Origin of the sequence: Hymenobacter sp. CRA2 (genome assembly GCF_002007105.1) — a bacterium.
Lineage (GTDB): Bacteria > Bacteroidota > Bacteroidia > Cytophagales > Hymenobacteraceae > Solirubrum.
Genome location: NZ_MVBC01000018.1, coordinates 31,868 through 57,778 on the forward strand (window position 1 = coordinate 31,868; position 25,911 = coordinate 57,778).

Genomic DNA, 25,911 nt, shown 5'->3' on the forward strand with positions numbered 1-25,911 from the left:
AGCGGGGCCGCGTCGGTTTCTAGCCGCTAATCAGGAGCTGCACGAGAGCGTAGCGCAACCGGGCTTTTCGCGGGCCCACTCGGGGGGCTTGGCCGCCAGCTCATCGTGTTCGGGCTGTTCGGCAAAGGGCGTTTTCAGCACCTGCATCAGCCGGTTCAGGAAGGTCAGGTCACCGGCTTCGGCACCCTCAATGGCCTGCGCGGCGAGGTAGTTGCGCAGCACGTACTTGGGGTTGACGGCGAGCATAGTCTGCCGAATGATGCCGGCCGGCGTCGGCTCCTGGCGCAGGCGCTGGGCGTAGCGCCGCAGCCAGGTCAGCAGCGGCTCGTGCGCGTCCGCCTCGGTGGTGTACGAGACGTCGGCCAGCAGCTCCTGCAGGGTAGCTTCTTCGCGGTCGGCGGCGTCCTTCAGGGACGGCACGGCGTGCGCGAGCTGCCGGAAGAAGCGGGTCATATCGGCCTGGGCAGCGGTCAGGGCCGCGTCGAGGTCGGTGAGCAGGGCTTGGTCGTCTTCCCGCGGGGCGGGGCCGGCGGTCAGGCCCAGTTTCTGCCGCAGGCGCATGTGGTAGGTTTTGGAATACGTGGCGGCGTATAGGTCCAGGCCCGGGCGCAGCTCCTGCACGTCGGCCACCAGCGGAATCAGGGCCTGGGCCAGCATCATGAGGTTCCACATGCCCACGCGCGGCTGCTGCCCAAAGGCGTAGCGGTGGGTGGCAAAGTCGGTGGTGTTGGGCGTCCAGTCCGGCTCGTAGGGCTCCAGCCAGCCGTAGGGGCCGTAGTCGATGGTCAGCCCGAGGATGGACATGTTGTCCGTGTTCAGCACGCCGTGCACGAAGCCCACCGTCATCCAGTGCGCCACCAGCACGGCCGTACGGCGGCACACTTCCTCAAACCAGCGCACATACACCGCCGGCGACGGTTCGCCCAGCTCGGGGTAGTGCCGCCGGATGACGTAGTCGGCCAGGGCGCGCAGGTTGTCGATTTCGCCGTTGGCGGTGAAGATCTGGAAGCTGCCGAAGCGCACGAAGGTGGGCGCCACGCGGGCCACCACGGCGCCGGGCTCGGGCTGCGGATTGCCGTTGTAGAACATGTCGCGCACCACCTGCTCGCCCGTGGCCACCAGGCTCAGGGCGCGGGTAGTGGGCACGCCGAGGTAGTGCATGGCCTCGGAGCACAAAAACTCGCGCAAGGAGGAGCGCAGCACCGCCCGGCCATCGGCGCGGCGCGAGTACGGGGTGAGGCCGGCGCCCTTCAGTTGAATCTCCCAGCGGGTGCCGTCGGTAGCGGCCAGCTCGCCGAGGGAAATAGCGCGGCCGTCGCCGAGCTGCCCGGCCCAGCTGCCGAACTGGTGCCCGCCGTAGCGCGCGGCAAAAGGCTGCATGGTGGGTGCCAGGCGGTTGCCGGCTAGCACGTCCACGGCAGGGCCGCGCTCGGCGGGCCGAGCCAGGCCCAGCAGGGCGGCCAGCTCATCGGACCAGGCCAGCAGATGCGGGTCGTGCACGGGCGTGGGCGTTACGCGGGAATAGGCATAGCCGGGCACCTGGCGCGGACGGTTGTCGCCGGCCGGTTCGCCGCGCAGCTCCTCCACGAAGGAGTTGTGGAAGGTAGCTTGGTCGATGGATGAGGAAGCAAGGGTCATGAAAAAACAGGGCTAGGACGCGGGTGGGCGGCTATACACAACCTTCCAGCTTCGGAGCAAGTTTCCGATTCGCCAAGTACGCAGGGTACGCACCAGTTTGCTGAGTGGCGCGCAGCACGAAAACCCTCAACGGCTTAGGCCAAAAAATGTGCCCACTGCGGCCAACCTATGGTCCAGCTAAATCCGTATTTATTCCTAAAAAATATTGGTTATAATACCGAGCAAAAGCAATCCACCCTTGGGCAACTTGCTTGAACCGGACACCGATGACGCGTACTAGCAACCTTGCCGCGCTGGTCTCCTAGTTTCCACTTTTCGTTTGTCGCTATGGCCAACCCCTCTCCTTCGGCCTCGAACCGGGGCAAACGCGGGCGCCGCCCTACCAAGACCGCCGCTGCCCCTGCGCCCCTTGCGCGGCCTTCGGCCGGCCCCGTGCCCACCGCCCCGGGCAGCCAGTGGTGCACCCTGCGCGTGTACGCCGAGGCCGATGGCCCGGTAGCGGCCCTGGTGCTGGTCACGCATCAGCGCCGCGGCACGGAGGTCTGGGAAATGGATTTGCCCTACGTGCTGTGGCAGTCGATGGGCACGCGGGCGGCGGCCGCGCTGGTGGCCCGGTTTTACCGCATGCGCTACCCGGCCACGGTGCGCCAGCTGGGCCTGCGCCTGGTGCGCAGCACCATTGCGGCCTATCTGCAGCTGCACACGCGGGAGTGCCCTCATTGTTTCTAGCCCTTCTCTTTTCCCGTTGCGGCCCCAGGCCCGAAGCGGTTCATCTCGCCCATGAGCGATACTGTTTCCTACTCCATTCAGGCCAGCGCAGCCCCGGTCACGGCTATGGTGCGCGTGCGCATCATGTGCCGACAGCCCAGCACCACGCACCGCTGGAACCTGGAGCTGCCCCGCGTTCTGTGGACCTCTATGGGCACGCACGAGGCCGCCGTGTTCGTCACGGAACGTTACTTCGACGCGTACCCGGCCGAGCGCGCCTTCAACGTGCAGGACCACATTGCTGAAGCGGTGGCCACTTCGCTGCGCGACGCCAGCGCGTATTTCACCGATTAGCGCGGCGGTTTACCGCACGCGGGCTCCGTATCGGCGCGGGCCAAAATCCCGCGTTTTTCGGCCTGTAAACCCGTAAAAATGCGGGAGCCGGCTGCTTGGTTTCGGCGTTTAGAAGTCATCGGAAATGGCTTTCGATTTCATCCGCACCCGTCTACTTTCCTCGTCCGAAATACCATGGTAACCGCTTCTCCGAGCGCGGCCGTGCAACTGCACCTCGTGCCCGCCGGCCGCCGCCTCGATTTTCCCGTTGCGCCGGGCCAATACGCCTACGTGTTCCGCCGCGCGCCCCACGAGCCATGGCAGTGCGTGGCCCACAACGCCTGCAGCCCTTACCTCGACCGTAGCCCGGCCAACGGCGTAATCGAGTATATGGTGCACTACCGCGACGCGGCGGGCACGCTCGTCACCACTACCGCAGTGGTCCGGGCCAATCCGGCCTTACTACCGGTCCGCATTGACACTACCTCCCTGTAAACCAACGTTTCCATCAGCTTTTGTGACTACTCGAGCAGCTGTCCGACGGCGCTAAACCACGTAACCTCGACAATAACTTTTGCCTTCGGCGGGGGGTAGACTTAGCTCAACCCAAACCCTAATTCCCGCCATGGCTACTTACAATCAGCACCACGACGATGACCGCGAATACCGCGGCAACGGCAACGAGAACTATGGTTTCGAGAACCGCGACCAGAACCGCCGCGGCTACGACCAAAACCGCAACTCCCAGCAGCAATACGGCGGCCGCAACAGCCAGCAGGACGAAAACACCCGCGGCGTGAGTGGCCGCTACGGCTACAGCAGCGACTCGTCGTCATCGGACCGCGACGAGAACCGCAACAGCTACGGCGGCAACTCGGGCCGCTACGGCATGGACTCCGACCGCAACCGCTCCGGCAATATGAACCGGGGCAACAACGACTACGGCCAAGGCAGCAGCTACAGCCAGAACAACTACGGGCAAAACAGCTACGGCCGCAATCGGCAGGACGATTCGTCGTACGGCAGCGACTGGTCGCGCACGTCGTCGGCGTACGGTGGCGAGCGGTCTGGCTACGGGCAGCAACCTTACTCCAGCGGCTCGGACCCGCGCAGCTACGGCCGCGAAAATCAGTCCGCCTCGCAACGCTCTGAGCGCGGCTCCTACGACCGGTACGATTCGGACGCGCGCGGCATGCGCAACAACTACGGCTCGGGCAACTCGGAAATGAACCGGGGCAGCATGAGCAACCGCGACATGGGCTACGGCGGCAATATGAACCGCGGCGGCATGAACCAGCAGGACATGGGCCGCGGCAGCATGGGTCGCTCGGATGACAACGGCCAGAACTATTACGACCAGGACGAAAACAGCCGCTACCGCACCAACCGCGGCCGCTACGACCAGCAAGACCAGGACCACGGCCAGCACCACCGCGGTTTTATTGACCGCATCAGCGACTGGTTCAGCGGCGACGATGACCGCAACGACCGTAATGGCTACCGCTAAGCCCTAACGGCCTTGCGCTTGCACTTACTGCCTAAAAAAGCCCCGGCGTGCCGGGGCTTTTTTGTCTTCCGCTACTTCAGGCCGCTGCTGCTTTACTGTAGTGATGCGCTGCCGAGGCTAGCATTTCTCAAATCTGAAAAGCCAACCAGTCAGGTGCCGGCCGGGGCGAGCAGGGGCAGTACCCGTTCGCGCCAGAGCTGCAGGTGGTGCGCTTCGTGGCCGGACAGCATGTAACTGAGGGCGCGCACGCTCACGGGCATGCCGCTGGCTACGCCGAGGCGCTCAAAAGCTTCCGGCGTAAACGACTCCAGCAACGCCAGCGTGGCGGCTCGTTGGGCATCGTACTCACGCAACAGATCCGCCAGCGGGCGGGCGTCAGCGTCGCTGTTGGCGGTGAAGGCGTCCTGCTCGAAGCCCGGCAGCGGGTGCTTTTCGCCGCGGGCAATACACAGGGCACGGTAGGCAAACACCCGCTCCGTATCAACGATGTGCACCAGGGTTTCCTTGATGCTCCACTTGCCGGGGGCGTAGCGCAGCAGCGCTTGTTCCTCGCTGAGGTGGCCGAGCAGGGCGTGCAGTTCGGCTTGCTGCGCGCGTAGCTGCTGCACCGGGTCGTGGCCGGCGGGAATCTGCTGGATGTACCGGTCGTAGTAGGCGCCGTACTCAGTGGCGGCGGGGCGAGTGGTGCGGAAGTTCATGCAACGAATGTAAAAAAGCGCGCGTGAGAACGAACTAAGCCTGCCACTACCGGGGCGCCATTTTTCCTCAGGACCACCGACTGCCCACCGTTTGTTATCCGTTGCTTATCCTTGCTTTAGCTAGCCGCGGCAGCTTCGCCAACCGCGCCACGGCCTGCGCGTAAACTCCTATCCATCACTGCCGCTATGCGAATCACGCCCTTACTTCTACTTGCTGCTGCCTGGCTGGGAGCCAGCTGCGAAAAAAGCTCGCCGCCTCCGCCCAAAGAACAAGAGCCAGCAGCTGTGCTGGTTTTTTACAAGACGGCGGGCTTTCAGCACACGTCCATTCCTGCGGGCATCCAGGCCATCAAGGAACTGGGCCTGGAGCACGGCGTGCAGGTAGAGGCCACGGCCGATGCGGGCCGGTTTACGCCCGATAAGCTAAGCGGTTACCGGGCTGTCGTGTTCCTCAGCACCACGCTCGACGTGCTCGATGCCAACCAGCAAACAGCCTTCGAGCAGTACATCCGCAGCGGCCGGGGTTTTGTGGGCGTGCACGCGGCCACCGATACCGAATACGACTGGCCCTGGTACAACGGCCTCGTGGGGGCGTACTTCAACGGGCACCCCGCCATTCAGCCGGCTACCGTGCGCGTGGCCGACCGCTCCCACCCCGCCAGCACCACCGTGCCCAGCCCCTGGCAGCGCACCGATGAGTGGTACAATTTCCGCAGCCTCGCCCCCGACCTGCACGTGCTCCTGACCCTGGACGAAACCACCTACACCGGCGGAACGCACGGCGCCAACCACCCTATTGCCTGGTACCACAGCTACGACGGCGGCCGGGCCTTTTACACTGCCCTCGGCCACACCGAGGAAAGCTACGCCGAGCCTGCCTTCCGCCAGCATTTGTGGGGCGGCATTCAGTACGCCATCGGGCAATAAAGGCCGCGGCGCTGATACGCGTGCCAGAACGTGGTTTCCCGGTGGAACAAGTTGCCCACGGAGTAATGGTTGTATGGCGTTAACGTCGTACAGCCACTTTGTTTGGGCGCAACTGGCAGAGAGAAATGAGCCTCGGAGTACGCCAACGTCTCCTTTCGACGCTCCGAGGCTGTTATCTTGCTAAGGCTATGAACCGCTTCGACCGCATTACCGCCCTGCTCATCCAGCTCCAGGCCAAGCGCGTGGTAAAAGGCAGCGAACTGGCCGAACGCTTCGGCGTAAGCCTGCGCACCATTTACCGCGACCTGCGCACCCTGGAAGAAGCCGGCGTCCCGCTCTGCGGCGAGGCCGGCTTCGGCTACTCGCTAGCCGAGGGCTACCGCCTGCCCCCGGTGATGTTTACCCGCGAAGAAGCCACGGCCTTGCTCACCGCCGAAAAGCTGGCCACCCAGCTCACCGACGCGCATACGGCCCAGCTCAGCAAGGCGGCTATGGACAAGCTGCGCGCCGTACTCCGCCGCCCCGACCGCGACTACGTGGAGGCTCTTAGCTCCCGCATCCGCATCCTGAGTCCGCGCCGCCATCAGCCGGCCGCGCCCGAGCCGCCGGCTGCCAATACCCACCAAGTGCTGCTCGACGCCATTGCCCAGCAGCGGGTGGTGCGCCTCGATTACCGCGCCGGCTACCAGGGCACGCCCACGCAGCGCGACGTGGAGCCCATCGGCGTATACTTCGGGCAGTACTGGCACGTGGTGGCTTACTGCCGCCTGCGCCAGGAGTTCCGCGACTTCCGCCTCGACCGCATCGTGGGGCTGCGGCTGCTCGACGAGGCATTTGAGACCCGGCCCGACACGCTGCAATCCTACTGGCAGGCGCAGGCCCAGCGCCGCCAGACGGTGGCCGTGGTGGTGCACTTTGCCCCCGCGGCCCTGCCGCACGTGCACGAAAACAAGCACTATTTCGGCTGGGCCCACGAGGAGCCGCAGCCCGATGGCTGGGTAGAAATGACGCTGCTACCCGGTTGCCTGGAGCGCATGAGCCGCTGGTTGCTGATCTTCGCCGGGCAGGTGCGAATCGTGGCGCCTGCGGAGCTGCGGCAGCGCGTGAGCGAGCTGGCGCGGGAGGCCCAGCACTTTTTTTGCGCCGAAGCGGAAGTCTGCTGACATAGGGCTGTCACTGGGTGGGCCGAAGTTTGGGTATCGTTTCACCCAAACCCTAACTAAGCCCATGGAAGCCACGCTGGTAGCCGCCCCCGCCCAAGTATTTCTGCCCGAGCTCGACTACGAAGTCAGCCTCACCCGCCGCGTGCTGGAGCGCGCCCCGGCCGCCAAGTTTGACTGGCAGCCCCACGCCAAGTCCATGACCCTGGGGCAGCTAGCCCAGCACACGGCCGACCTGGTAGGCTGGATCAAGGACACCTTCGATACCACCGTCATCGACTTCGCCACCTACACCGGCCCCGCACCCACGCCAGTGCGCACCAGCGCCGAGCTGCTGGACTACCTGGCCGTGCGCGGCGAGGCGGCCCGCGCCACGCTGCAGGAAGCCTCCGCCGACGACTTTGAGGAGCTCTGGACCATGCGCAACGGCGACGAAATCATCATTCGCCAGAGCCGCGCCGCCGTCACGCGCCACCTCATCAGCCACATGATTCACCACCGCGGCCAGCTGATGGTGTACCTGCGCCTGCTCGACGTGCCGGTGCCCGCCATTTACGGCCCATCGGCTGATGAACAAGGCAAGTAGCCTCTTGAACGGGAAATAAGAGCCGTGCTTGAAGGCAGATTCCCCGGATTCGTCGAGTAAAACAGCAGAACGTCATTCCGAGCGCAGCCGAGGAATGACGTTCTGCTGTTTTACTCGACGTTCACTCGCTGGCTTGCCCGGCGTCTCTCCGCGGCGCTTGGGCGGTACTCAGAATGGCGTTGCGCGTGTATGCAGCTGTTCTTACTGATGCCAGTCTTCGGGCTCGATATGCACGAGCACGTCGTACACGGCGGGCAGCTGGGCAATGACGGCGTCCTTCACGGCGTGGGCCACGGCGTGGCCTTCTCGCACGCTCAGGTCGCCGTCGACGAGTACGTGCAGGTCGACGAAGTACTCGAAGCCCATTTTGCGCACCATGCACTTTTCGGTGCCCAGCACGCCGGGCACCGCGCGGGCTACCCGGGCCACGTCTTCAGGCCAGGTACCGGCGGGGGCTTCGTCCATGATTTCGCCCAGGGCCGGGCGGAAAATGTGGTAGGCGTTGTAGCAGATGATGAGCGAAGCGCCGATGGCCGCCCAGTCGTCGGCGCTTTCGTAGCCGGGCCCGCCGATAATGGCAATGCTGATGCCCACAAAGGCCGTGAGTGAGGTAATGGCGTCGCTGCGGTGGTGCCACGCATCGGCCTTCACGGCGCCGCTGCCCACTTCCTCGCCTACCTGGTCGATGTGGCGAAACAGCCACTCCTTCACGATGACCACGCCGGCCAGCACCAGCAGGGTGAAGGGGGAAGGTATTTTATGGGGCTTCAGAATGTGGCCCACGCTCTGCCAGACGATGACGCCGGCCGCCACCACCAAGGCCCCGGCCACCAGCAGGGAAGCCAGCGGCTCGGCCTTGCCGTGCCCGTAGGGGTGGTTTTCGTCGGGCTCCCGGGCGGCGGTGCGCAGGCCCAGCCACACAAACAACGAGGTGAAGATGTCGGAGGCCGACTCGATGGCGTCGGCAATGAGGGCGTACGAATGCCCGAGCACGCCCGCCGCCCCTTTCACCATGGCCAGCAGCAGATTGGCGCCCACGCCGACCATGGTGCTGCGCTGCCCGCGCTGGACCCGCTCGGCGGTGGCTCGTACCGAAGCGCCGGAGGAAGTGGTGTTCTGCTGCATAACGGGCGGGTAAGCTGCGGCGGCCGCACCGAACGCGGCACCGAGCCCACAAAATTAGGCGTTGGTTGGGTAAGCGGCTATACGACCTTGGCGCGGAAGCGGCTCAACCGGCTACGGGCCTTGCGCCGATGAGTTCCGGCCCGCCGCTCCGCCCTAAGCTAGTCGCGCACGCGCAGCCGGCCCAACACCCGGGCGGGACCAAAAAATTCCGGTGCTAGCGGGCCAGCGCCCACTTGATGCGGGTGTAGGCCACGCGGAAGCCATTTTTCTCGGCGTTGCGCTGCGACTGGCTGCCCGGCGCAGCCCCCATCATGGCCAGGCGGCAGCCCTGCGCGGCGGCATAGAGCAGGCGCGCCGCCAGCAGCGCCGATTGGGCGCCGCGTCGCCGGCCCTCGGGCACCGTGCTGGCGCTGGCCAGCAGGGCCACGTCGTCGTGGATAAACAGCCCGCCTGCGGCAATGGGCTGCCCATCCAGCTCGGCCAGAAAGGAGTGCGAACCAACGCTATGCGCCATGGCACTGCCGAAACCGACAATAAAATCAAACAACCCAGGCATTTCGGTGCTCCAGCCCGCGGCTCCAATGCGCGCCCACTGCTCGACCTCCCCGGGCCAATGAGGCGGGTGCGCAGCGGCGTCGGCTCGGCGGCTTCCGGCGCTTCCGACGCGGGCACCAAGGCTTGGTAGAGCACCGTTGTAAATTCGATGGGCTTGTAGCCGCGCTCCGTGAGCAGCGGCCACAGCGCCGCGTCGGCCAGTGGGCTGACCTCGTGCATCGTAGGGGCCTGCCGGCTCGTAAAAAACGCTTCGATATGGTCCAAATCGGCGGGCGTAACAGCGGAGAGGCCGAGGCCAAAGGTTTGGGTCAGCGGCGACTCCGGCCCGTCGAACAGAACGTACGCACCCGCTATTTCCTGCCAAACGGCACCGTGGGCCGGTTGCAGGCGGGCCCGCGCCTCCACGCTGGCGGCGTTGCTGCGGCCCTCGGCTCGCTCCAGCTTACAGGCCAAATCATAATCGGCAAAAGGCGTAACTAGCGGCGGCATGAGTGGTTTAGCGAAGAGAAGGCCCGGCACGCGGGCAGCGGCAAAATACGGCCCGAGGCTGCCGCGCAAGCAAGACGCTGCTTTTTTCGGCTTGCGGAAGGTGATACTTGCCCCGCGCGGCGATTAATCCATAGACCGTAAGCTCGTATGAACCTCGTCGCACCCACCCCACCGGCCGCACGGCCCGCCGACGCCGCGGCCCTCCGGCAGGCCCTGCTCACCGACCGCACCGGCACGCTCACCCGCCTCTACCAGCGCACCTTCCCCATGGTGCGGCGCTACGTGCTGGCCCACGGCGGCACTCCTGCCGACGCTCAGGATGTATTTCACGACGCGCTCATCGTGCTCTACGAAAAGGCCGTGGCCGATACGCTCACGCTGACGGCTGCGCCCAGCACTTTCCTGGTGGCCATCAGCCGCAACCTGTGGCGGCGCGAGCTACAACGCCGCGGTCAGGCCCCGCTCACGGAGCTTACCGATGAGCAGGCCGAGCACCTGCCCGCCGAACCCGAGGCGCCGGCCGAAGCAGCGGAATCGGTGTTGGCGTACGTGGCCCGGCTGGGCGAGCGGTGCCAGAGCATTCTGCTGTCGTTTTACTACTTCCGCCAGCCGCTGGAGCAGATTGCGGCCGCGCACCAGTACCGCAGCGTGCGCTCGGCCACGGTGCAGAAGTTTAAGTGCCTGGAGCGCCTGCGCCAAGCCGTGCGCACGGCCTGGGCCGAAACCGCCGACGTCCTAACCCGCTGATGCCATGCGCCCCGAACTGACGCGCCTGGCGCGCATCGAGCAGCACCTGCTCCAGCCAAATCCACCCTCCCCTGCGGAATCGGCCGCTTGGCAAACCGAGTGCCTGCTCGACCCTGAACTGCAAGCTGACGCCGAAGCGCAACAGCAGCTGTACCAAGGGCTGCAACTGGCCGGTCGCCGCCAGCTCCGCCGCGAGCTGCAGGGCATTCACCACCGGCTCTACGGCCCCGGCGCGGCCGGCTGGCTACATGCGGCCACCCATGGCCTGCGCAGTCTGTTGCGGCGCTCGTTCGGCCGCGTCAGAGAATAGGCCTCTAGCCTCTTCTACTTTCCGGATTTCTGCCCTGGCAGCGCGGTTTTTGCCCGCCGCCGGCTACTGCATTGTCTTTCTCCAACCTCTTCTTTCCCATGTCATCCACCACCGAATTCCGCCGCTTCGCCGTCGGACACCAGGGCCTGAGCGGCCTGCGCGTCGAGCAGTACCTGCACCACGTCGAAGGCCTGGCCCGGCCGTACGTGCAGAATATGACGCGCTCCGTTATCGAGGAACGGCCCACGCGCTTCGCCGAAATCGATGTGTTTTCGCGCCTGATCATGGACCGCATCGTGTTCCTGGGGCAGGCCGTCGACGACAACATTGCCAACATCATCGTGGCTCAGCTGCTGTTCCTGGAGTCGGTAGACGCGCAGAAGGACATTCTGCTTTACATCAACTCCCCCGGCGGGTCGGTGTACGCCGGCCTCGGCATCTACGACACGATGCAGTACATCCGGCCCGATGTATCCACCATCTGTACCGGCTTGGCTGCCTCCATGGGGGCTTTTCTGCTGACCGGCGGGGCCATCGGCAAACGCTCGGCCCTGCCCCACGCCCGCGTGATGATTCACCAGCCCTCGGGCGGCGTGCAGGGGCCGTCGGCGGATATTGAGATTACCGCCCGGGAAGTGGTGAAGCTGCGCCAGGAGCTCTACAGCATCTACGCCGAGCGCACGGGCAAAACCTATCAGCAGATCCACGACGACTCGGACCGCGACTACTGGATGCGCGCCGACGAAGCCAAGGAATACGGCATCATTGACGAAGTGCTGCAGCGCACTTAGCGCTGGCCGACAAGTGGCACAGACTGAAACAGGCCGTCATGTCGAATAGGCACTTAGCATTGGCCGAACTACGAGCTGTCTTTTTACCAAATGACGGGCGTCTCCTGGCTGGGGCAACTCCGCTCAGCTCGTGGTCAGGTGCTGACGGTGAGTTTCGCCGAAACGGCGCAGCTCGTGCAGCAGCGGCAGCACGGTGTGGCCGTAGGGCGTGAGGGCGTAGCGCGTGGCTACGGGGCGGGTATCCAGGATTTCGCGCGCCACCAGGCCGTTGAGCTCCAGGGCCCGCAGGTGCTCGGCCAAGGCTTTGGGCGTGATGCAGTCGAGGTGGGCTTCTAGCTCGGAAAAGCGCAGCGGCTGCCCGCACAGGCAGTGAATGATGGGCATGCGCCACCGGCCGCACACGACGGCCAGCGCATCCCAGATGGGGCGCAACTCCTGAGAATTGAGGGTCGACATTGGGCTATACAAAGGGAAAGTAGCTCTCCAAAACACCAGCGCGCGGCGGGGCCGCGGGCGCTAGGTTTGCAAAGCCGGCTGCGGAGGAAAAAGTTTGCCCGCGGCGGGCTATACAAACCTACTTTTTTCCTACCCATGCCTTCCGACTTTCCTTACGACGTGCTCATCATCGGCGGCAGCGCCGCCGGCCTGAGCGCCGCCACCACCCTCGGCCGCGCCCGGCGCCGAGTGCTGGTGCTCGACGCTGGCCAGCCCTGCAACCGCCCCGCGCCCCACTCCCACGGCTTCCTTACCCGCGACGGCATGCCGCCCGCGCAGCTCACGGCCGTGGCGCGCGAGCAGCTCGGCACGTATCCCACCGTCGTGCTGCAGGCCGGCATAGCCGTGCGGGCCGAAGCCCACGCGAGCGGCTACCGGGTTACAACGGCCGAAGGCGCGACTTACGCAGCCCGCAAGCTGCTGCTGGCCACGGGCCTGCACGACGAGTTGCCGCTCATTCCGGGCTTTGCCGAGTGCTGGGGCCGCTCGGTGCTGCACTGCCCGTACTGCCACGGCTACGAGGTGCACAGCCAGCCGCTGGGCGTGCTCGGCAACGGCGACGCGGGCTTTGAATTTGCCCGTCTGATTCACCAGTGGAGCCCCGATGTGCGGCTGTTTACCAACGGGCCCACCACGCTCACTGCGGAGCAAACCGCCCTGCTCACGGTCCACGGCATCGAGGTAATTGAAGCGCGGATAACCGCCATTGCGCACGAAGCGGGGCAGCTGCACCACGTGGAGCTTGCTGCTGGTAGCCGGGTGCCATTGCGGGCCCTGTTTGCGCGGGTGCCGTTTCGCCAGTCCTCCGACCTGGGTGCCCGGCTGGGCTGCGAACTGACTGAAACCGGCCTGCTGCGCTGCGACGAGTTCGGGCGCACCACCGTGCCGGGCGTGTACGCGGCCGGCGACAACAGCTCCCCGTTACGCCAGCTGATGGCGGCCGCGGCCAGCGGCATGAAGGCCGGCGCCTTTATCAACCACGACCTTATTGCAGCGGACTTTTAGCCCCGAAGCAAGCAGGCCCGCGGACGCATTTCCTGGTTATCGGCAGCGGCCTGTGCGGTATTTGGACAAATCGACAGAATGCCTTACCCCTCAAGCAAAAGCGGGCATAAGGGACTTGGGCAACCCCGTAAAATACCAGACAGTGGTTCGGCCAACCACATCCTGCCCCGGCCCGGGCCGTAAGTAGCGGCGCGGGCGCAGTTGTCGGCGCCGCGTCCTCTTAGTATGCCCGAAGCATCTTCCCTTATCATTATCGGCGCCGGCGTGGCGGGCTTGCTCGCTGCCCGCGACCTGGCCCGCGCCGGCCGCCGCGTCGTCGTCCTCGAAGCCCGCGACCGGGTGGGCGGCCGCATCCATACGCTGCAGCCGGCGGGGTTTTCGGCCCCCATAGAAGCCGGCGCCGAGTTTATTCACGGCGAGGCGCCCATCAGTCAGGCTTTGCTCCGGGAGGCCGGTGTGCCTTGGCACGATACCGGCGGGCAGGCCTACGAAGTGCAGCGCGGCCACGTGCAAGAGTCGGAAGAATCTATCGACGACATGCCGCGGCTGATGGAGCAACTGCAGGCCTTGCAGCAGGACCTGTCGCTGGCCGATTTCCTGGCCCTCCACTTCCCTGCCGACACCGACGCGGAGCTGCGCGAACAGGTGACGCGCATGGCCGAAGGCTACGACGCGGCTGATCCGCAGCGCGCCAGCACCCTGGCCCTGCGCGACGAATGGGCCGCCGGCGGCGCCGAAGATTCGCCGCGTCCGCAGGGCGGCTACCGCCACCTGGTGGAGCACCTGCGGCAGCAGGCCGAAGCTGCGGGCGCCACCATCGAGCTGGCGGCCGCCGTGCGGTGCCTGCGGTGGCAGCCCGGGCAGGTAACGGCCGAGTGCGCCGGCGGCCGGCAGTACCAGGCCGCGCAGGCGCTGATTACGGTGCCGTTGGGCGTGCTGCAGGCGGCCGAAACCGAGCCGGGCCACCTGCGCTTCGAGCCGGAGCTGCCCGCGCAACGGGCCGCGGCGGCGCAGCTCGGGTTCGGCGCGGTGGTGAAAGTGCTGCTGGAGTTCGATGCCCCGTTCTGGACCGAGCAGTCGGCGCCAGGCCATTCGCTGCCGGAGCTGGGCTTCCTGTTCTCCGACGCCCCCATCCCGACCTGGTGGAGTCAGCTGCCCGACGAGCGGCCTATACTAACTGGCTGGTTGGGCGGCCCGCCCGCGGCCGCGCACCGTACGGCTTCCGCCGAGGCCTTGGAGCAGTTGGCGCTGGAGTCGCTGGGGTATGTGCTGGGCACCACGCCCGAGTACCTGCGCACCCGCCTGCGCGGCGCGCACGTGGCCAACTGGGCCGCCGACGAGCGGGCCCGTGGCGCCTATGCCTACGTCACCGTCGACACGCACCGGGCCCTGCCGGTGCTCAGCGCCCCCGTGGCCGACACGCTGTACTTCGCCGGCGAAGGCATCTATCAGGGCCCGGCCATGGGCACGGTGGAAGCGGCCCTGCACAGCGCCACCCGCGCCGTGCACTTGCTGCTGCCTTAGAGCTGATTTTTCCCGGTTGGTGCTGCTCAGGGCCGCTCCGACCGTTCCGACACCAGCGCCCTAAGCTCCCGCACGCCCTCCGAAGCCCCCTGGCAGTAGCCGCTTGCAGCGGACCGGGGCTCGTGGGGCGTTGCTTTTGGGAGCCGGCCGCCGCGCGGCGCCCGTGCTTTAGGTTTGGACAAGCCCGGCAAACCTCGCACCTTTGCCGTCTTGGTTTTTCCTTTTTCCGCCTTTATGTTCTCGATTCGCCGTCGTTCCCGCCGTGGGCTTTTGGCTGCTGCTCTGCTCGTTACCGCTCCTTCGCTGCTGATGGCCTGGGGTACCTGGGGCCACCAGCGCGTCAACCGCGCCGCCGTGCTGGCCCTGCCGCCCGCCATGCGTACGTTCTTTTACAACCACATCGATTTCGTGGTGACGGAGGCTGTCATTCCCGACTCGCGCAAGTACGTGCTCAACGACCGGGCCGAAGGGCCGCGCCACTACGTGGATCTGGAAAACTACAGCGAGGACCTGAATTCCATCCCGCGCACCTCGGCCGATGCGTACACCAAGTACGACGCAGCCCAGCTGGACAAGGAAGGCCGCCTGCCCTGGTACGTGCAGGACCTGATGACCAAGCTAACCGCGGCCATGAAAAAGCAGCACAAGGACGAAATCCTCTTCGTAGCGGCCGACCTCGGCCACTACCTCGGCGACGCTACCCAGCCGCTGCACACCTCCGCCAACCACGACGGCCAGAAAACCGGCCAGAAGGGCGTGCACGCCTTCTACGAGTCGCAGCTGGTGGAGCAATTCGGCCACACCTACAACTTCAAGCTCACCGAGCCGAAGCTGATTGAGGACCCGACGGCCGAAATCTGGCGCCTGGTGCTGCAGAGCCACGCCGCCGCCGATACGCTGCTGGCCGCGGAAAAGCAGCTGGCCGCCGCCACCCCCGCCGACCAGGTGCTGGAAGCCAGCAATGGGCAGCCGCGCAAGAACATCTTCAACAGCACCTACCGCACCCAGACCTACACGGCCGCTTACCACCAGAAGCTGAACCGCATGGTGGAGCGCCAGCTGCGCACCGCCGCTCAGGCCACGGCCAACTTCTGGTACACGGCCTGGGTCAACGCCGGCAAGCCCGACCTCTCGAAGCTCGACACGCAGTACACCACCAAGAGCAACGAAAAGAACCTGAAGGCCGAGCTGAAGCTGCTGGAAAAAGGCAAGCTGGTGGACTTCTCCTCGTTCACGGAGTTTCCGCAGGGCAAGTAGTCCGCCGTCCTGCTAAAAACTGAAAAGCCCGGCCGCAGTTGATTGCGACCGGGCTTTTTGCTGGCTGCTCAGCAGCGGGCTACCTGTTAATCAGCAACTGTCTATAACGATTACCCCATTCCTGATAGTGCGCATCGAGGTGCTGGCTGAAGTGCTCGGCCAGCGGCAGCAGCCGTTGATAAATAGGCTCAAAATCCACGCCTTCTATGCGCCGGAAAGGCCGTAGCGGCGTCAGGTCCATTATGATACCCAGGGCCGCAGATTGAACCTGCTCGTTTTCATCATCGAGCAACCGTAGCAAAGCCGCCAGGGCTGGTTCGGTGGCTACGCTCATCTGGTGGTTACGGCCCAGAGCAAATGCGGCCATCAGCCTTTCCCGCCACTCCGGTGCCTCCGTAGCGGCCAGCAGGTGCGGCAGCGCGGTTTCGCCTACGATGTTCAGCCCCCAAATGGCGCGGTCGGCGACAGGGCTGTTTGCATCCAGCAACCGCTCCATCAGCAAGGGCGCCAGCTGCGCCGCATGGGCCTGCATCAGCGTGGAGTAGTGCTTCACCAGCGCGGTCAGGGCAAAAAAGCGGATATGGTCGTTGACATCCGGAATGCGAGCAACCAGCTCTGGAAAAAAAGCGGGCCGCGCGTCGTGTTCGGCCAGGTAGCGCACTGCCCGCAACTGTTCTTCTTTGCTCTCACTAGCCAAGTGGGCCTGGATTTCTTCGTCTTGCATAAGTCACCGTATTGGCTGCAAGTAAGCGCTTTACCCATGAAAACGAACGGGTCGGCTCCGCTCAGGAGCCGGCCCGTTCCGGGGTCAAACCAAACTTGCTTCGCGGGCCGCTTACAGTAGCTCCACGCCCGTGCCCATCAGTTCCGCGCGCACGGCTTCGGGCCAGATGCTCACTTGCACTTCGCCGATGTGCGTCTTGCGCAGCATGAACATGGTCACGCGCGACTGACCAATGCCGCCGCCGATGCTCTCCGTGAGCTGTCCTTCGAGCAGCATTTTGTGGAAGGCCAGCTCGGCGCGCTCAGGGCAGCCGCGCAGGGCCAGCTGCTTGTCCAGGGCCGTCTTGTCGACCCGAATGCCCATCGAGGACACCTCAAAGGCCGATTGCAGGCCCGGGTGCCAAAGCACGATGTCGCCGTTGAGGCCGCGGCGGCCAGCTTCGGTTTCGGTGCTCCAGTCATCATAGTCGGGGGCGCGGCCGTCGTGGATTTCGCCGTGACTCAGCTCGCCACCGATGCCGATGATGAATACGGCGCCGTATTCCTTGGCTGCTTCGGTTTCGCGCTGCTTCACCGTGAGCGTGGGGTAGCGCTGCAGCAGCTCCTCGGCGTGGATGAAGGTGATTTGCTCGGGCAGCACCGGCGTGATTTCCGGGTACTCCTCGGCCACGCGCAGCTCGGTGGTGCGCAGCGCGTCGTAGATTTTGCCGACGGTTTCTGTCAGGAACGGAATGGTGCGCTGCTCGGGCAGGATGTGCTTTTCCCAGTCCCACTGATCCACGTAGATCGAGTGAATGGGCGAATAATCCTCATCGGGGCGCAGGGCGCGCATGTCGGTGAGGATGCCGCGGCCCGCGGGAATACCCAGCTCACGGAGGCGCAGGCGTTTCCACTTGGCCAGCGAGTGCACCACCACGGCGCGCTGCTCCTGCAGGGCCTTGATGGGAAACGACACGGGGCGCTCCACGCCGTTCAGGTCGTCGTTGATGCCGGTGCCATCGAGCACGGCGATGGGCGACGACACTTTGGTGAGCTGCAGCTGACGCGCAAGCTCCTTGGCGAAGGTGTCCTTCACGAAGCTGATGGCTTCCTCGGTTTTGAGCAGCTCCGTGGAGCTCAGGGTGTGGGCGGAGGCGGTGGCCGTTTCCATAGTTATTTGGGTTTTTATGTGTGTGAAAGTGTGTTTTCGGTTTGGATTTCCTGAAGTATTGGCAAGGCTCCGCCCGGCCGAAAAAACGGGCTGTTTTTTCGGAATCAGGAAACCTTGAAATGCTCGTGGAAGGGCGAAAAAAAAGCCTTCCGTTTTCGGAAGGCTTACAAAATCAATTACTGATTCAGTGTCTGTCAATCAGACCAATAGCCTTCCATGTCGGAATAGATTATTATTCCGATTCTGGTTATTGAGGCTGTTGGCGAACTGACGCATGAGGCTGCTTTAGGGGCGTTTCGAGGGCTAAAATAAGAGCCTGAGTTTAAGCTGCAAAAATATTTATCAAATAATTTTTCCAAGTTCGGCAGTTCTCGCACGCGTGGGATATATCGTCACGTTGCAGGCCTGCCCTGCCCGAGCCAACATACCCGGGTTTGGTGCTTGGCGGCCTGGGGCCTTCCTTTGCAGCGCGAAAAAGCCGTAGCTCGACCGGAACAGCCCGCCTGCTCCCTCGTACACCTACCGCTCCCTTCTGTGCCCCCGTTGCCCGTGCGCCAAGCCATTGCCATTCTGCTTCTCTGTTCGCTGTCGGTGCACTGCGCCGGGCGCTTGGGCATTGTGGCCAGCTGGTGGCTCAACCGCGACTACGTGGCCCGCGTGCTCTGCATCAACCGCGACAAGCCGCAGATGCACTGCAACGGCAAGTGCCACCTGCGCAAACAGCTGCGCGCGGCCGACGCCCGCGAAGCCAAGCAGCAGCCCGGCCCCAGCAAGCAGGCGTTTCAGGAAATCGTGCTGGCCTGCCCGGTCCTGGAGCCCGTAGCGCTGCCAGCGCCAGCGTGGTACGCGGGGGCGGCGCCGCGCTACGCAGCTCTGTGCGTGCCCCAGTACGCCTGGGACCGGCCCGGGCCGGAGTACCCGCCCGCGGAGGGCTGATTGATTCCCGTTTTTCGGAATTCGGCGAACTGCCTGGTTCGGCGCGCGGCTTTCGTTAGGGCCCTGCGCGGCGGCAGCTTGCCTTCAATCAGCCTGTAAATCAGTGAAGAAAGCTTTACCGCTGTTGCTGGCCCTTGTGGGGGCGGGGCAGGCAGCCTGGGCGCAGCGTAGCCTCTCGGGGCGCGTGTTCGACGCCACGACCAAAGAACCCCTCATTGGCGCTACCGTGCGCACGGCCGACGGCCAGCTGGGCACCGCCACCAACGGCACCGGGCAGTTTACCCTTGCCACCACTGCTTCGCAGCTGGTAGTGACGGCCGTGGGCTACCAGCCGCAAACCTTAGCGGTACCCACCGACGGCACCGCCCTGCGCGTGGCGCTGGCCCCGGCCGTGCAGGATTTGCAGACGGTGGTGGTGACGGCCTCGCGCGAGGCGCAGCTGCGCACCGAGGCCCCGGTGGCCATCAGCAAACTCTCCCCAACCGTCATTCAGGACACCAAGCCGACCTTGCTGGTGGAGCTCATCAACAAGGTGCCGGGCGTGGTGATGCTCAACTACGGCAACGAGCAGCACGCCATGGGCATTCGGCAGCCCTTCGGCACCAATGCCTACTTTCTGTACCTGGAAGACGGCGTACCGCTGCGGCCCATGGGCGTGTTCAACCACAACGCCCTGCTGGAGACAAACCCGCTGGCCATCAACTCCATCGAAGTAGTGAAAGGCCCGGCTTCGTCGCTGTACGGGCCGGAGGCCGTGGGCGGGGCCGTGAACGTGCTGACCAAGCGCCCGACCAGCGTGCCCACGGCCAGCCTGGGCGTGCAGGGCGACCAGTACGGCTACCGCCGGGTGCAGTTCGGCGGCGGGGGCATGGTTACGCCGAAGCTCGGGGCTTACGTGAGCGGCTACGTGGCGCGGCAGCGCGACTCCTGGCTAGCCTCGTCGGATTACAATAAGCAGTCGGTGAACGGGCGGGTGGGATATGCCCTGACCGAGCGCACCCGGCTGACGGCCGCCGCCTCGTACAACAACTACGACTCGCAGACCAGCAGCAGCATCGACAGCGTGGCCTACTACCGGCGTGAGTACTCGTCGACCTCGGACTTCACTTACCGCAAAACCTACGCGCTGCGGGCCCGCCTCACGGCCGAGCAGCAGTGGAACGCGCAGAATGTCAGCACGCTTACAGCTTACTTCCGCGACAACAGCGTGGGCCAGAACCCGAGCTACGGCATCCGCTGGAACCCGACGCCCTCGGCCACGAACGACCCCAGCAAGGCCAAGGGCGAGGTCAACGTCAATGCCTTCCGCAGCTACGGCCTGCTGGCCCAGCACAGCGTGCGGTTCGCTTGGCTGAACTCGCACTTACTCGGCGGGGCCAGCTTCGACTACTCCCCTACCCGCTACGACGCCCACCAGATAGACCTGGCGGCCCAGCTGCGGCCGGGCGGAAAATCGGTGGCGCAGTATACCGTGCTGGCCGACCGGCCCGACTTGCCCATTGCCGATTACGACACGGATCTGCGCAACGCGGCCGTGTACGCGCAGTTCGACCTGCATCCCATCGGCGCCCTGCCGCAGCTGCAGCTCACGCTGGGCGGCCGCTTCGACCGGCTGGCCTTCGATTACCACAACTACCTGGACGAGTCGGTGGGCGCGAAGGTGTACCAGCAGGCCACCCCGAAAGCGGGCCTGACCTATGACCTGGGCAAGGGCCGCGGCGTGTATGCCAACTACTCGCAGGGCTTTTCGCCGCCCGGCCTCACGTCCATCTTCCGCAAGCGGCCCGGCACCGGTGTCACTACGGGCGGCGTGAGCGTGCCGGCCGATTTCTACTACAACCTGCGGCCGGCGCGCTTCTACAACAAGGAAGTGGGCGGCTGGGTGTCGTTGCTCGCGGGCAAGGTGTACCTCGACGTGGCCCTGTACCAGCTGGACGGCCGCAACGAGCTGCTGAGCATCCGCCAGCCCGACAACTCTACCGACTACCAGAGCGCCGGCAAAACCCTGCACCGCGGCGTGGAATACGGCCTCACGTACCGCCCGACGCCGGAGCTGCTGTTTCGCTTCGGGGGCACCAACGCTGTGCACCGTTTCGAGGAGTTCGTGCTGAGTACCAAGGCCTCCGACGCCGTGCAAAACGCCAACGGCAAGCAGATGCCGCAGGCTCCGTACTGGGTGGCCAATACCGAACTGACCTACAAGCCGCAGTGGCTCCCCGGCCTGCGCGTGGCGGCTGAGTACCAACGCATCAGTGCCTGGTATCAGGACCAGATCAACCAGGTGCGCTACGACGACCGGGGCCTGTTCGGGGCCCGCGGAGTCAGCGTGCTGAATATGCGCACCGGCTACAGCTGGCGCGAAACCGTGGAGGTCTTCGTGAACGTGCTCAACGTGACCAACGAGCTGTACGCCACCGCCGCCACCCGCGGCAACAACGCCACCGACCGCAGCACTTACACGCCCGGCGCGCCCCGCACCGTGAGCGTGGGCCTGCAGTACAACTTCATTGGTAAAAAGTAGCTCCAAATGCTAGAACTAGCTCCCCTCCTCAGCTGAGGAAGGGTTGGGGGTGGTTGAAAAACAGAGCTAAAAGGCTAGAAAATTTAGTTCTGGAAGTTGTACAACGATTCATCAACCACCCCTGGCCCCTCCTCAGCTGAGGAGGGGGACTACCTCTAGCCTTAGCTCTACTTCCTCTGCTCCCGCCCTCTTTTCGCTTCCATGCCAACCATCGAACAAACCATACCCCACCGCCCCATTCGCCAGGCCGTGCAGCGCCGCATGTACCGCTGGCACCGGCTGCTGGGCCTTGTCACCGTCATCCCCGTCATCATCTGGACGCTCAGCGGCCTTTCGCACCCGCTGATGAGCAACTGGCTGCGGCCCAAAATTGCCAAGGAGACCTTGCCGCCTACGCCGGCCTTCCGTCCTGCCGTTCCTTTGCAACAGGTGCTGCAAAACCACCAAATCAGTCACCTGCGCAACGTGCGGCTGGTGCGCTTCGAGGGCCAGCCGGCTTACCAGCTGCTCCTGGAAGCGCCCACAGCCGTGCCGCGCTACTTCAGCGCCCGCACCGGCACTGAGCTGGGCCCGGACGCCGACCGCCGATTTGCCGAACGGCTGGCGCGTTACTTCACCCAGGACTCCACGAGCCGCGTAACGTCGGCGGAGCGGCTAACGGGCTTCACCCAAGACTACCCGTTCGTCAACCGCCTGCTGCCGGTCTGGAAAATCACCTTCGCGGCCCCCAACGGCCTGACGGTGTACGTGGAGACGATGCCGGCCCGGCTGGCCACCTTCAACAACCCGACGCGTGCCGCCTTCCTGCGCATGTTCAGCCTGCTGCACACCTGGTCGTGGCTGGAGCTGATCGGCAACAACACGGTGCGCGTGCTGGTGATGGTAACGCTGCTAACCGTCATCATGGTGTCCACGCTCAGCGGGCTGATCATCTACGGCTTTATGTGGCGCCGCTTCCGCCAGCCGCGCAAGGCCAGCGACCAAATAGGGTGGCTGCGCAAAAACCACCGAGTGGTCGGTCTAGCCGTGTCGCTGGTGACGCTGACTTTCGCCTTCAGCGGCGCCTGGCACGCCCTGCGCAAGCTGGAGCCCGACGAGCGGCTGCGCTACCAGCACGCACCGGCCGTGGCCGCCCGGCAGCTCGGCGTCGATGTGACGCAGCTGCCGCTGAACTGGGAACAGGTGCAAAACGTGGCGCTAGCCGAACTCAACGGGCAGGCCTACTACCAGGTATTTCAGCTGCCCGCCGACGAAAAAAGCCCCGCCAGCGGGCCAAAGGGCAAGGCCGGCAACAGCACCGGGCAGCCCGTGGAAGCCGTACGGGCGGCGACCGTCACGTATTACAGCGCGGCCACCGGCGAGCCACTCGCGGAAGGCAGCACGCAGTACGCGCAGTTCCTGGCCAACAGCTTCCTCGGCGAAACTGCCGACCAACTACCCGCCATCGAGCAGACCGCGCTAATTGACCATTTCGAGGGTGAGTACGGCTTCATCAACAAGCGCCTGCCAGTGATGAAAGTGGCCTACGCCACGCCCAGCCAGACCACGCTGTACGTGGAACCTGCCACCGGCCGCTTGGCCGCCCGCGTCGACAACGCGGACCGCTACGAAGGGCTGAGTTTTGCTTTTCTGCACAAGTACCACGGCGTGGGCACGCTGGGCAAGAACATCCGCGACGCGGTGACCATGCTCTCGGCGGCCGGTGTGCTGGCTGTGTCGCTGCTGGGCCTGTGGCTGTTTGCGAAAGTAAAATAGCTTGGTTGCTGTCCTCAGCTAAGGCTAGCTCCCCTCCTCAGCTGAGGAGGGGTTGGGGGTGGTTGAAAGACTAGGGCTAAAAGGCTAATGCTAAACGATGTTCAACGATTGGTCAACCACCCCTAGCCCCTCCTCAGCTGAGGAGGGGAACTAGCTCTAGTCTTAGATTTTAGTCCAGAGGACTTAGCAGCGGGATTTTGTCCGGGAGTATATATGCAAAAAAGCCGCTTCCCGAGGCCAGAAAGCGGCTTTTGCTATTTAGCAACGGGGTGACGCTAGCCTTTCTTGGCAGCTTCGTAGCGCTTACCGGCTTCCGACCAGTTCACCACGTTCCAGAAGGCGGCCACGTAATCGGGGCGCTTGTTCTGGTACTTGAGGTAGTAGGCGTGCTCCCATACATCGAGGCCGATGATGGGCGTGCCGCGCTGTACACCGGGCAAATCCATCAGCGGGTTGTCCTGGTTGGGGGTGCTGGTAATGGCCAGCTTGCCGGCTTTCGGGTCGTGAATCAGCCAGGCCCAGCCGGAACCGAAGCGGCCGGTGGCGGCTTTGGTGAATTCCTCCTTGAATTTGTCGAAGGAGCCGAAGTCTTTGGTGATGGCCGCGGCCAGCTCGCCGGTGGGCGGCCCGCCGCCCCTCTGGGCCAGCAGCTGCCAGAAAAACGAGTGATTCCAGTGGCCGCCAGCGTTATTGCGGATGGCATCGGGCTGCTTGCTGGCGGAGGCCAGGAGCTGCGCCAGGCTCAGCTTTTCCTCCGGCTTGCCGCTCACCGCCTCGTTCAGTTTCGAGACGTAGGTTTTGTGGTGCGCATCGTGGTGAATCTCCATCGTCTTGGCGTCGATGTGGGGCTCCAGCGCATTGAAGGCGTAAGGCAGCGGCGGCAGGGTGAAGGGGCCGTCCGCGATGGGCGTGGCGCGGGCTTCGCGCAGCAGGCGTTCTTCGTGGGCGGCCGCCAGCACGGCGGGGCTTACCAGGGCGCCGACCACGGCCAGCACGCCGTTTTTCAGAAAATCTCGCTTCAGCATGGGTGAAATGTGAACTAGGGAGATGGAAAGAGCCGAGCGGGCAAATACGGGATAAAACCCGATATCCGCGCCTACTGCGCCGCGGGCGGCGTGGCCTCGTCTTCCTGCTCGGGCGGGGTATGGCCCAGCTCCGTCACCACGTCGCGCACGGCGGGGCTGAGGTAGTCGGGCACTTTCTCGGGGTCGAGCAGGCGCAACAGGCGCAGGTACTTGGCCCGGCCTTCCTCCAGCATGTAGGGCGGCACTTCGTACACGAACAGCTGGTGCGGGGGCAGTTTCTGCACGCCCACGAGGATAAAGCGGTCGGCATGCAGCGCATCGGTGTAGAAAGCGGCCTGCCGGTCGTAGTCGTAGCCGGAGCATTGGGCCACAAAGTGCTGGAAGTCGCGGGCCAGCGTGGTCTTGAAGTCGACGACGGTGTAGGGCTGGCCGGGCACGTCGACGACAAGGTCGGCGCGCAGCTTGCACATGGTGTTGGTCAGAGGCTCGGTGAAGATACAGCTGGGCTCGGCCACGCCCTGATCGAGCATCTGGCGCAGGTCGTCGCGCATGCGCACGCCTTCCACCAGCCACCACACCAGCGTGTCGTTGACGGCGGGGTAACTGGGCACGTACTGCTCGGGCTCGAGCAGGGCGGTGTGGAAGGCGGTGCCGAAGCTCAGCGCCCCCGACGAGCTACCCGATTCACGGCGCGGCCGGCCGTTGAGCGCGTCGCGCAGCTTCGAGAGGTCGGAGTTGGCAATGGCCGGCAGGGCGCGGTAATCGTCGTAGGTGAGGCGCAGCAGATCGGGCCGGCGCCACGGGGCAGGCGGTGTTGTTTCGGACATAGCGTTGTGCAATGTACTACGGCGGCGCCAGCCGGGTTGTGCGGGCGGGGTATTTGCGTGAGCGGCGACCGAGAAAATCTGTTGCCTAGCAGCTCCTTACCAGCCTGCTAGTACTCGGTGAATGCGGCGGTAAAATCTCCCTGCTCATCGGCGCAACGGATGAGAGTGAGTTTCCAGGGCTTCCGGATTGCTAGCCACAAACATCCGGCTGGCCTTCTCGAACTCCGGGCGGCGGCAGCTCTTCGATTGACCGCAGGAAGCTTTTGATGAGCGCCGCAAAGCGTGCGGGCTGGTCTAGGTGCAGCGTGTGGCCGGCGTCCTGAATCTGCTCGGTCCGCAACATTGCATTGAGGTGCTGTAGCTCTTCGGCCACCGCCGCCGAAACCACGCCTTTATCCCCAAATACGAGCAGGCCTGGAATGGCAATTTCACGCACGAGCTGCTTGTACTCGGGATTCGGGGGCGTGAGCACGTCGAAGGCACTCATGCTGGTTTGCAGGCGGGCCCGCGCGAATAGCACCAGCGTTTCCTCTGACCGGTTGGGATGTCGGCGCCGCGCTTCCGCCACCACTTCTTCCAACGATTTGGCAAGCATCTTCCGGTGCTGATCCGCCACGTCACTATCGCGCACCTCGCGCTGAACTTTGGGGCTTAGAAAGGTAGGATCAGCCAAGATCAGGCCCCGAAGCAGGCAGGATTTGCGACTTGCCACCACGGCCGCCGTCATGCCGCCCATGGAGTGCCCAAGCAAAAAGGGCGGCGGAAGCTCCAGGGCATGAATCAAGCCGGCAATGTCGCTTGCATGGTCTTCGTACCGGTAGCCATAGTCGGGCACACTCGATTGGCCGTGCCCCCGCGCATCCGGCATGACGACGTCGTACTCCGGCTCCAGCGCCTGGGCCAGCCCGCTCCAGCATAGCCCATTGGTCATCAGCCCGTGCAGCAAAATCACGGGCGGTTTGTCTGCGCCGGTTCTGGTATAGTGAATCCTGATTCCGTTGGCCTCACAGACGGCGCTGGTCCAGTTCGTCATTTCCGCTGAGCGTGCAGTTTCTGGGTCTGCCTTCAAGTTGCTGCTTTTTATCTGCACTCACGGCCCTCGAATACGGCCGTCCGCGG

Annotated in this window: 26 protein-coding genes; 16 read left to right on the forward strand and 10 right to left on the reverse strand. The window is 64.7% G+C overall.

Annotated elements, in window-relative coordinates; translation table 11 throughout:
• Positions 1–30: 30 nt before the first annotated feature.
• Positions 31–1,638 (reverse strand): protein adenylyltransferase SelO, encoded by a 1,608-nt coding sequence (locus B0919_RS21630; protein ID WP_078014387.1) that lies wholly within the window; start codon positions 1,636–1,638, stop codon positions 31–33.
• Between the two features lie 327 nt (positions 1,639–1,965).
• On the opposite strand from B0919_RS21630, the gene B0919_RS21635 reads away from it, so the two are divergent.
• From B0919_RS21635 to B0919_RS21650, 4 genes are all read left to right on the forward strand, one after another.
• A complete protein-coding gene (locus B0919_RS21635) occupies positions 1,966–2,367 on the forward strand; it encodes a hypothetical protein (RefSeq protein WP_078014388.1) in 402 nt (133 codons plus the stop codon).
• 51 nt (positions 2,368–2,418) lie between these two features.
• A complete protein-coding gene (locus tag B0919_RS21640; protein ID WP_078014389.1) occupies positions 2,419–2,700 on the forward strand; it encodes a hypothetical protein in 282 nt (93 codons plus the stop codon).
• 174 nt (positions 2,701–2,874) lie between these two features.
• Entirely contained in the window at positions 2,875–3,174 is a 300-nt protein-coding gene (locus B0919_RS21645) for a hypothetical protein (RefSeq protein WP_078014390.1), read from the forward strand.
• A gap of 130 nt (positions 3,175–3,304) precedes the next feature.
• A complete protein-coding gene (locus B0919_RS21650) occupies positions 3,305–4,186 on the forward strand; it encodes a hypothetical protein (RefSeq protein ID WP_078014391.1) in 882 nt (293 codons plus the stop codon).
• Positions 4,187–4,335: 149 nt separating this feature from the next.
• On the opposite strand, the gene B0919_RS21655 is transcribed toward B0919_RS21650, so the two are convergent.
• Positions 4,336–4,884, reverse strand: coding sequence for a DinB family protein (locus B0919_RS21655; RefSeq protein WP_078014392.1), 549 nt, complete (start codon positions 4,882–4,884; stop codon positions 4,336–4,338).
• Between the two features lie 285 nt (positions 4,885–5,169).
• Between B0919_RS21655 and B0919_RS21660 the strand changes: the two genes are divergently transcribed.
• The 3 genes from B0919_RS21660 to B0919_RS21670 all read left to right on the forward strand — a co-directional run bounded on the left by B0919_RS21660 (position 5,170) and on the right by B0919_RS21670 (position 7,557).
• Complete coding sequence (locus B0919_RS21660) at positions 5,170–5,811, forward strand: ThuA domain-containing protein (RefSeq protein WP_254846641.1); 642 nt, start codon at positions 5,170–5,172, stop codon at positions 5,809–5,811.
• Positions 5,812–5,999: 188 nt separating this feature from the next.
• Positions 6,000–6,974: a helix-turn-helix transcriptional regulator gene (locus B0919_RS21665; protein WP_078014394.1), complete on the forward strand. Its 975-nt coding sequence runs from the start codon at positions 6,000–6,002 to the stop codon at positions 6,972–6,974.
• Positions 6,975–7,038: 64 nt separating this feature from the next.
• Positions 7,039–7,557 (forward strand): DinB family protein, encoded by a 519-nt coding sequence (locus B0919_RS21670; protein ID WP_078014395.1) that lies wholly within the window; start codon positions 7,039–7,041, stop codon positions 7,555–7,557.
• Between the two features lie 201 nt (positions 7,558–7,758).
• Here the strand turns inward: B0919_RS21670 and B0919_RS21675 are convergent, their stop codons facing one another.
• Both B0919_RS21675 and B0919_RS25530 read right to left on the reverse strand, forming a co-directional pair.
• The gene (locus B0919_RS21675) at positions 7,759–8,682 is read right to left on the reverse strand and encodes a cation diffusion facilitator family transporter (RefSeq protein WP_078014396.1); all 924 of its coding nucleotides are present in this window, start codon (positions 8,680–8,682) and stop codon (positions 7,759–7,761) included.
• 214 nt (positions 8,683–8,896) lie between these two features.
• Complete coding sequence (locus B0919_RS25530) at positions 8,897–9,196, reverse strand: GNAT family N-acetyltransferase (protein ID WP_217701060.1); 300 nt, start codon at positions 9,194–9,196, stop codon at positions 8,897–8,899.
• A 677-nt stretch (positions 9,197–9,873) separates the two neighbouring features.
• On the opposite strand from B0919_RS25530, the gene B0919_RS21685 reads away from it, so the two are divergent.
• The 3 genes from B0919_RS21685 to B0919_RS21695 all read left to right on the forward strand — a co-directional run bounded on the left by B0919_RS21685 (position 9,874) and on the right by B0919_RS21695 (position 11,574).
• A complete protein-coding gene (locus B0919_RS21685) occupies positions 9,874–10,473 on the forward strand; it encodes an RNA polymerase sigma factor (protein WP_078014397.1) in 600 nt (199 codons plus the stop codon).
• Positions 10,474–10,477: 4 nt separating this feature from the next.
• The gene (locus B0919_RS21690) at positions 10,478–10,783 is read left to right on the forward strand and encodes a hypothetical protein (protein WP_078014398.1); all 306 of its coding nucleotides are present in this window, start codon (positions 10,478–10,480) and stop codon (positions 10,781–10,783) included.
• 98 nt (positions 10,784–10,881) lie between these two features.
• A complete protein-coding gene (locus B0919_RS21695; RefSeq protein ID WP_078014449.1) occupies positions 10,882–11,574 on the forward strand; it encodes an ATP-dependent Clp protease proteolytic subunit in 693 nt (230 codons plus the stop codon).
• A 123-nt stretch (positions 11,575–11,697) separates the two neighbouring features.
• Here B0919_RS21695 and B0919_RS21700 read toward each other — a convergent pair whose 3' ends face one another.
• Positions 11,698–12,030, reverse strand: coding sequence for a winged helix-turn-helix transcriptional regulator (locus B0919_RS21700; RefSeq protein ID WP_078014399.1), 333 nt, complete (start codon positions 12,028–12,030; stop codon positions 11,698–11,700).
• Between the two features lie 135 nt (positions 12,031–12,165).
• Here B0919_RS21700 and B0919_RS21705 point away from each other — a divergent pair, with 135 nt between their 5' ends.
• The 3 genes from B0919_RS21705 (at position 12,166) to B0919_RS21715 (ending at position 15,855) form a co-directional block, all read left to right on the forward strand.
• On the forward strand, positions 12,166–13,074 hold the full coding sequence (locus tag B0919_RS21705) for an NAD(P)/FAD-dependent oxidoreductase (RefSeq protein ID WP_078014400.1): 909 nt from the start codon (positions 12,166–12,168) through the stop codon (positions 13,072–13,074).
• Between the two features lie 225 nt (positions 13,075–13,299).
• A complete protein-coding gene (locus B0919_RS21710) occupies positions 13,300–14,598 on the forward strand; it encodes a flavin monoamine oxidase family protein (RefSeq protein WP_078014401.1) in 1,299 nt (432 codons plus the stop codon).
• 270 nt (positions 14,599–14,868) lie between these two features.
• Entirely contained in the window at positions 14,869–15,855 is a 987-nt protein-coding gene (locus tag B0919_RS21715) for a zinc dependent phospholipase C family protein (protein WP_217701061.1), read from the forward strand.
• Positions 15,856–15,934: 79 nt separating this feature from the next.
• On the opposite strand, the gene B0919_RS21720 is transcribed toward B0919_RS21715, so the two are convergent.
• Complete coding sequence (locus B0919_RS21720; RefSeq protein ID WP_176133172.1) at positions 15,935–16,516, reverse strand: HEAT repeat domain-containing protein; 582 nt, start codon at positions 16,514–16,516, stop codon at positions 15,935–15,937.
• Positions 16,517–16,690: 174 nt separating this feature from the next.
• On the reverse strand, positions 16,691–17,728 hold the full coding sequence (asnA, locus tag B0919_RS21725; protein ID WP_078014404.1) for an aspartate--ammonia ligase: 1,038 nt from the start codon (positions 17,726–17,728) through the stop codon (positions 16,691–16,693).
• Between the two features lie 534 nt (positions 17,729–18,262).
• Between asnA and B0919_RS21730 the strand changes: the two genes are divergently transcribed.
• From B0919_RS21730 to B0919_RS21740, 3 genes are all read left to right on the forward strand, one after another.
• Positions 18,263–18,664 carry a hypothetical protein gene (locus tag B0919_RS21730; RefSeq protein ID WP_139362316.1) on the forward strand — a complete coding sequence of 134 codons (402 nt, stop codon included), beginning with the start codon at positions 18,263–18,265 and terminating at the stop codon, positions 18,662–18,664.
• A 103-nt stretch (positions 18,665–18,767) separates the two neighbouring features.
• Positions 18,768–21,185, forward strand: coding sequence for a TonB-dependent receptor (locus B0919_RS21735; RefSeq protein WP_078014406.1), 2,418 nt, complete (start codon positions 18,768–18,770; stop codon positions 21,183–21,185).
• A 201-nt stretch (positions 21,186–21,386) separates the two neighbouring features.
• On the forward strand, positions 21,387–22,940 hold the full coding sequence (locus B0919_RS21740; RefSeq protein WP_078014407.1) for a PepSY-associated TM helix domain-containing protein: 1,554 nt from the start codon (positions 21,387–21,389) through the stop codon (positions 22,938–22,940).
• Between the two features lie 275 nt (positions 22,941–23,215).
• On the opposite strand, the gene B0919_RS21745 is transcribed toward B0919_RS21740, so the two are convergent.
• The 3 genes from B0919_RS21745 to B0919_RS21755 form a co-directional block, all read right to left on the reverse strand.
• On the reverse strand, positions 23,216–23,965 hold the full coding sequence (locus B0919_RS21745) for a superoxide dismutase (protein WP_078014408.1): 750 nt from the start codon (positions 23,963–23,965) through the stop codon (positions 23,216–23,218).
• A 71-nt stretch (positions 23,966–24,036) separates the two neighbouring features.
• On the reverse strand, positions 24,037–24,792 hold the full coding sequence (locus B0919_RS21750; RefSeq protein WP_078014409.1) for a PD-(D/E)XK nuclease-like domain-containing protein: 756 nt from the start codon (positions 24,790–24,792) through the stop codon (positions 24,037–24,039).
• A 190-nt stretch (positions 24,793–24,982) separates the two neighbouring features.
• A complete protein-coding gene (locus B0919_RS21755; protein WP_078014410.1) occupies positions 24,983–25,825 on the reverse strand; it encodes an alpha/beta fold hydrolase in 843 nt (280 codons plus the stop codon).
• Positions 25,826–25,911 lie beyond the last annotated feature (86 nt).

What these genes read in the sequence shown, in the direction of transcription:
- B0919_RS21630 (WP_078014387.1), bottom strand. Translation starts at nt 1,638, where the DNA reads ATGACCCTTGCTTCCTCATCCATCGACCAAGCTACCTTCCACAACTCC.
- B0919_RS21635 (WP_078014388.1), top strand. Translation starts at nt 1,966, where the DNA reads ATGGCCAACCCCTCTCCTTCGGCCTCGAACCGGGGCAAACGCGGGCGC.
- B0919_RS21640 (WP_078014389.1), top strand. Translation starts at nt 2,419, where the DNA reads ATGAGCGATACTGTTTCCTACTCCATTCAGGCCAGCGCAGCCCCGGTC.
- B0919_RS21645 (WP_078014390.1), top strand. Translation starts at nt 2,875, where the DNA reads ATGGTAACCGCTTCTCCGAGCGCGGCCGTGCAACTGCACCTCGTGCCC.
- B0919_RS21650 (WP_078014391.1), top strand. Translation starts at nt 3,305, where the DNA reads ATGGCTACTTACAATCAGCACCACGACGATGACCGCGAATACCGCGGC.
- B0919_RS21655 (WP_078014392.1), bottom strand. Translation starts at nt 4,884, where the DNA reads ATGAACTTCCGCACCACTCGCCCCGCCGCCACTGAGTACGGCGCCTAC.
- B0919_RS21665 (WP_078014394.1), top strand. Translation starts at nt 6,000, where the DNA reads ATGAACCGCTTCGACCGCATTACCGCCCTGCTCATCCAGCTCCAGGCC.
- B0919_RS21670 (WP_078014395.1), top strand. Translation starts at nt 7,039, where the DNA reads ATGGAAGCCACGCTGGTAGCCGCCCCCGCCCAAGTATTTCTGCCCGAG.
- B0919_RS21675 (WP_078014396.1), bottom strand. Translation starts at nt 8,682, where the DNA reads ATGCAGCAGAACACCACTTCCTCCGGCGCTTCGGTACGAGCCACCGCC.
- B0919_RS25530 (WP_217701060.1), bottom strand. Translation starts at nt 9,196, where the DNA reads ATGGCGCATAGCGTTGGTTCGCACTCCTTTCTGGCCGAGCTGGATGGG.
- B0919_RS21685 (WP_078014397.1), top strand. Translation starts at nt 9,874, where the DNA reads ATGAACCTCGTCGCACCCACCCCACCGGCCGCACGGCCCGCCGACGCC.
- B0919_RS21690 (WP_078014398.1), top strand. Translation starts at nt 10,478, where the DNA reads ATGCGCCCCGAACTGACGCGCCTGGCGCGCATCGAGCAGCACCTGCTC.
- B0919_RS21695 (WP_078014449.1), top strand. Translation starts at nt 10,882, where the DNA reads ATGTCATCCACCACCGAATTCCGCCGCTTCGCCGTCGGACACCAGGGC.
- B0919_RS21700 (WP_078014399.1), bottom strand. Translation starts at nt 12,030, where the DNA reads ATGTCGACCCTCAATTCTCAGGAGTTGCGCCCCATCTGGGATGCGCTG.
- B0919_RS21705 (WP_078014400.1), top strand. Translation starts at nt 12,166, where the DNA reads ATGCCTTCCGACTTTCCTTACGACGTGCTCATCATCGGCGGCAGCGCC.
- B0919_RS21710 (WP_078014401.1), top strand. Translation starts at nt 13,300, where the DNA reads ATGCCCGAAGCATCTTCCCTTATCATTATCGGCGCCGGCGTGGCGGGC.
- asnA (WP_078014404.1), bottom strand. Translation starts at nt 17,728, where the DNA reads ATGGAAACGGCCACCGCCTCCGCCCACACCCTGAGCTCCACGGAGCTG.
- B0919_RS21740 (WP_078014407.1), top strand. Translation starts at nt 21,387, where the DNA reads ATGCCAACCATCGAACAAACCATACCCCACCGCCCCATTCGCCAGGCC.
- B0919_RS21745 (WP_078014408.1), bottom strand. Translation starts at nt 23,965, where the DNA reads ATGCTGAAGCGAGATTTTCTGAAAAACGGCGTGCTGGCCGTGGTCGGC.
- B0919_RS21750 (WP_078014409.1), bottom strand. Translation starts at nt 24,792, where the DNA reads ATGTCCGAAACAACACCGCCTGCCCCGTGGCGCCGGCCCGATCTGCTG.
- B0919_RS21755 (WP_078014410.1), bottom strand. Translation starts at nt 25,825, where the DNA reads ATGACGAACTGGACCAGCGCCGTCTGTGAGGCCAACGGAATCAGGATT.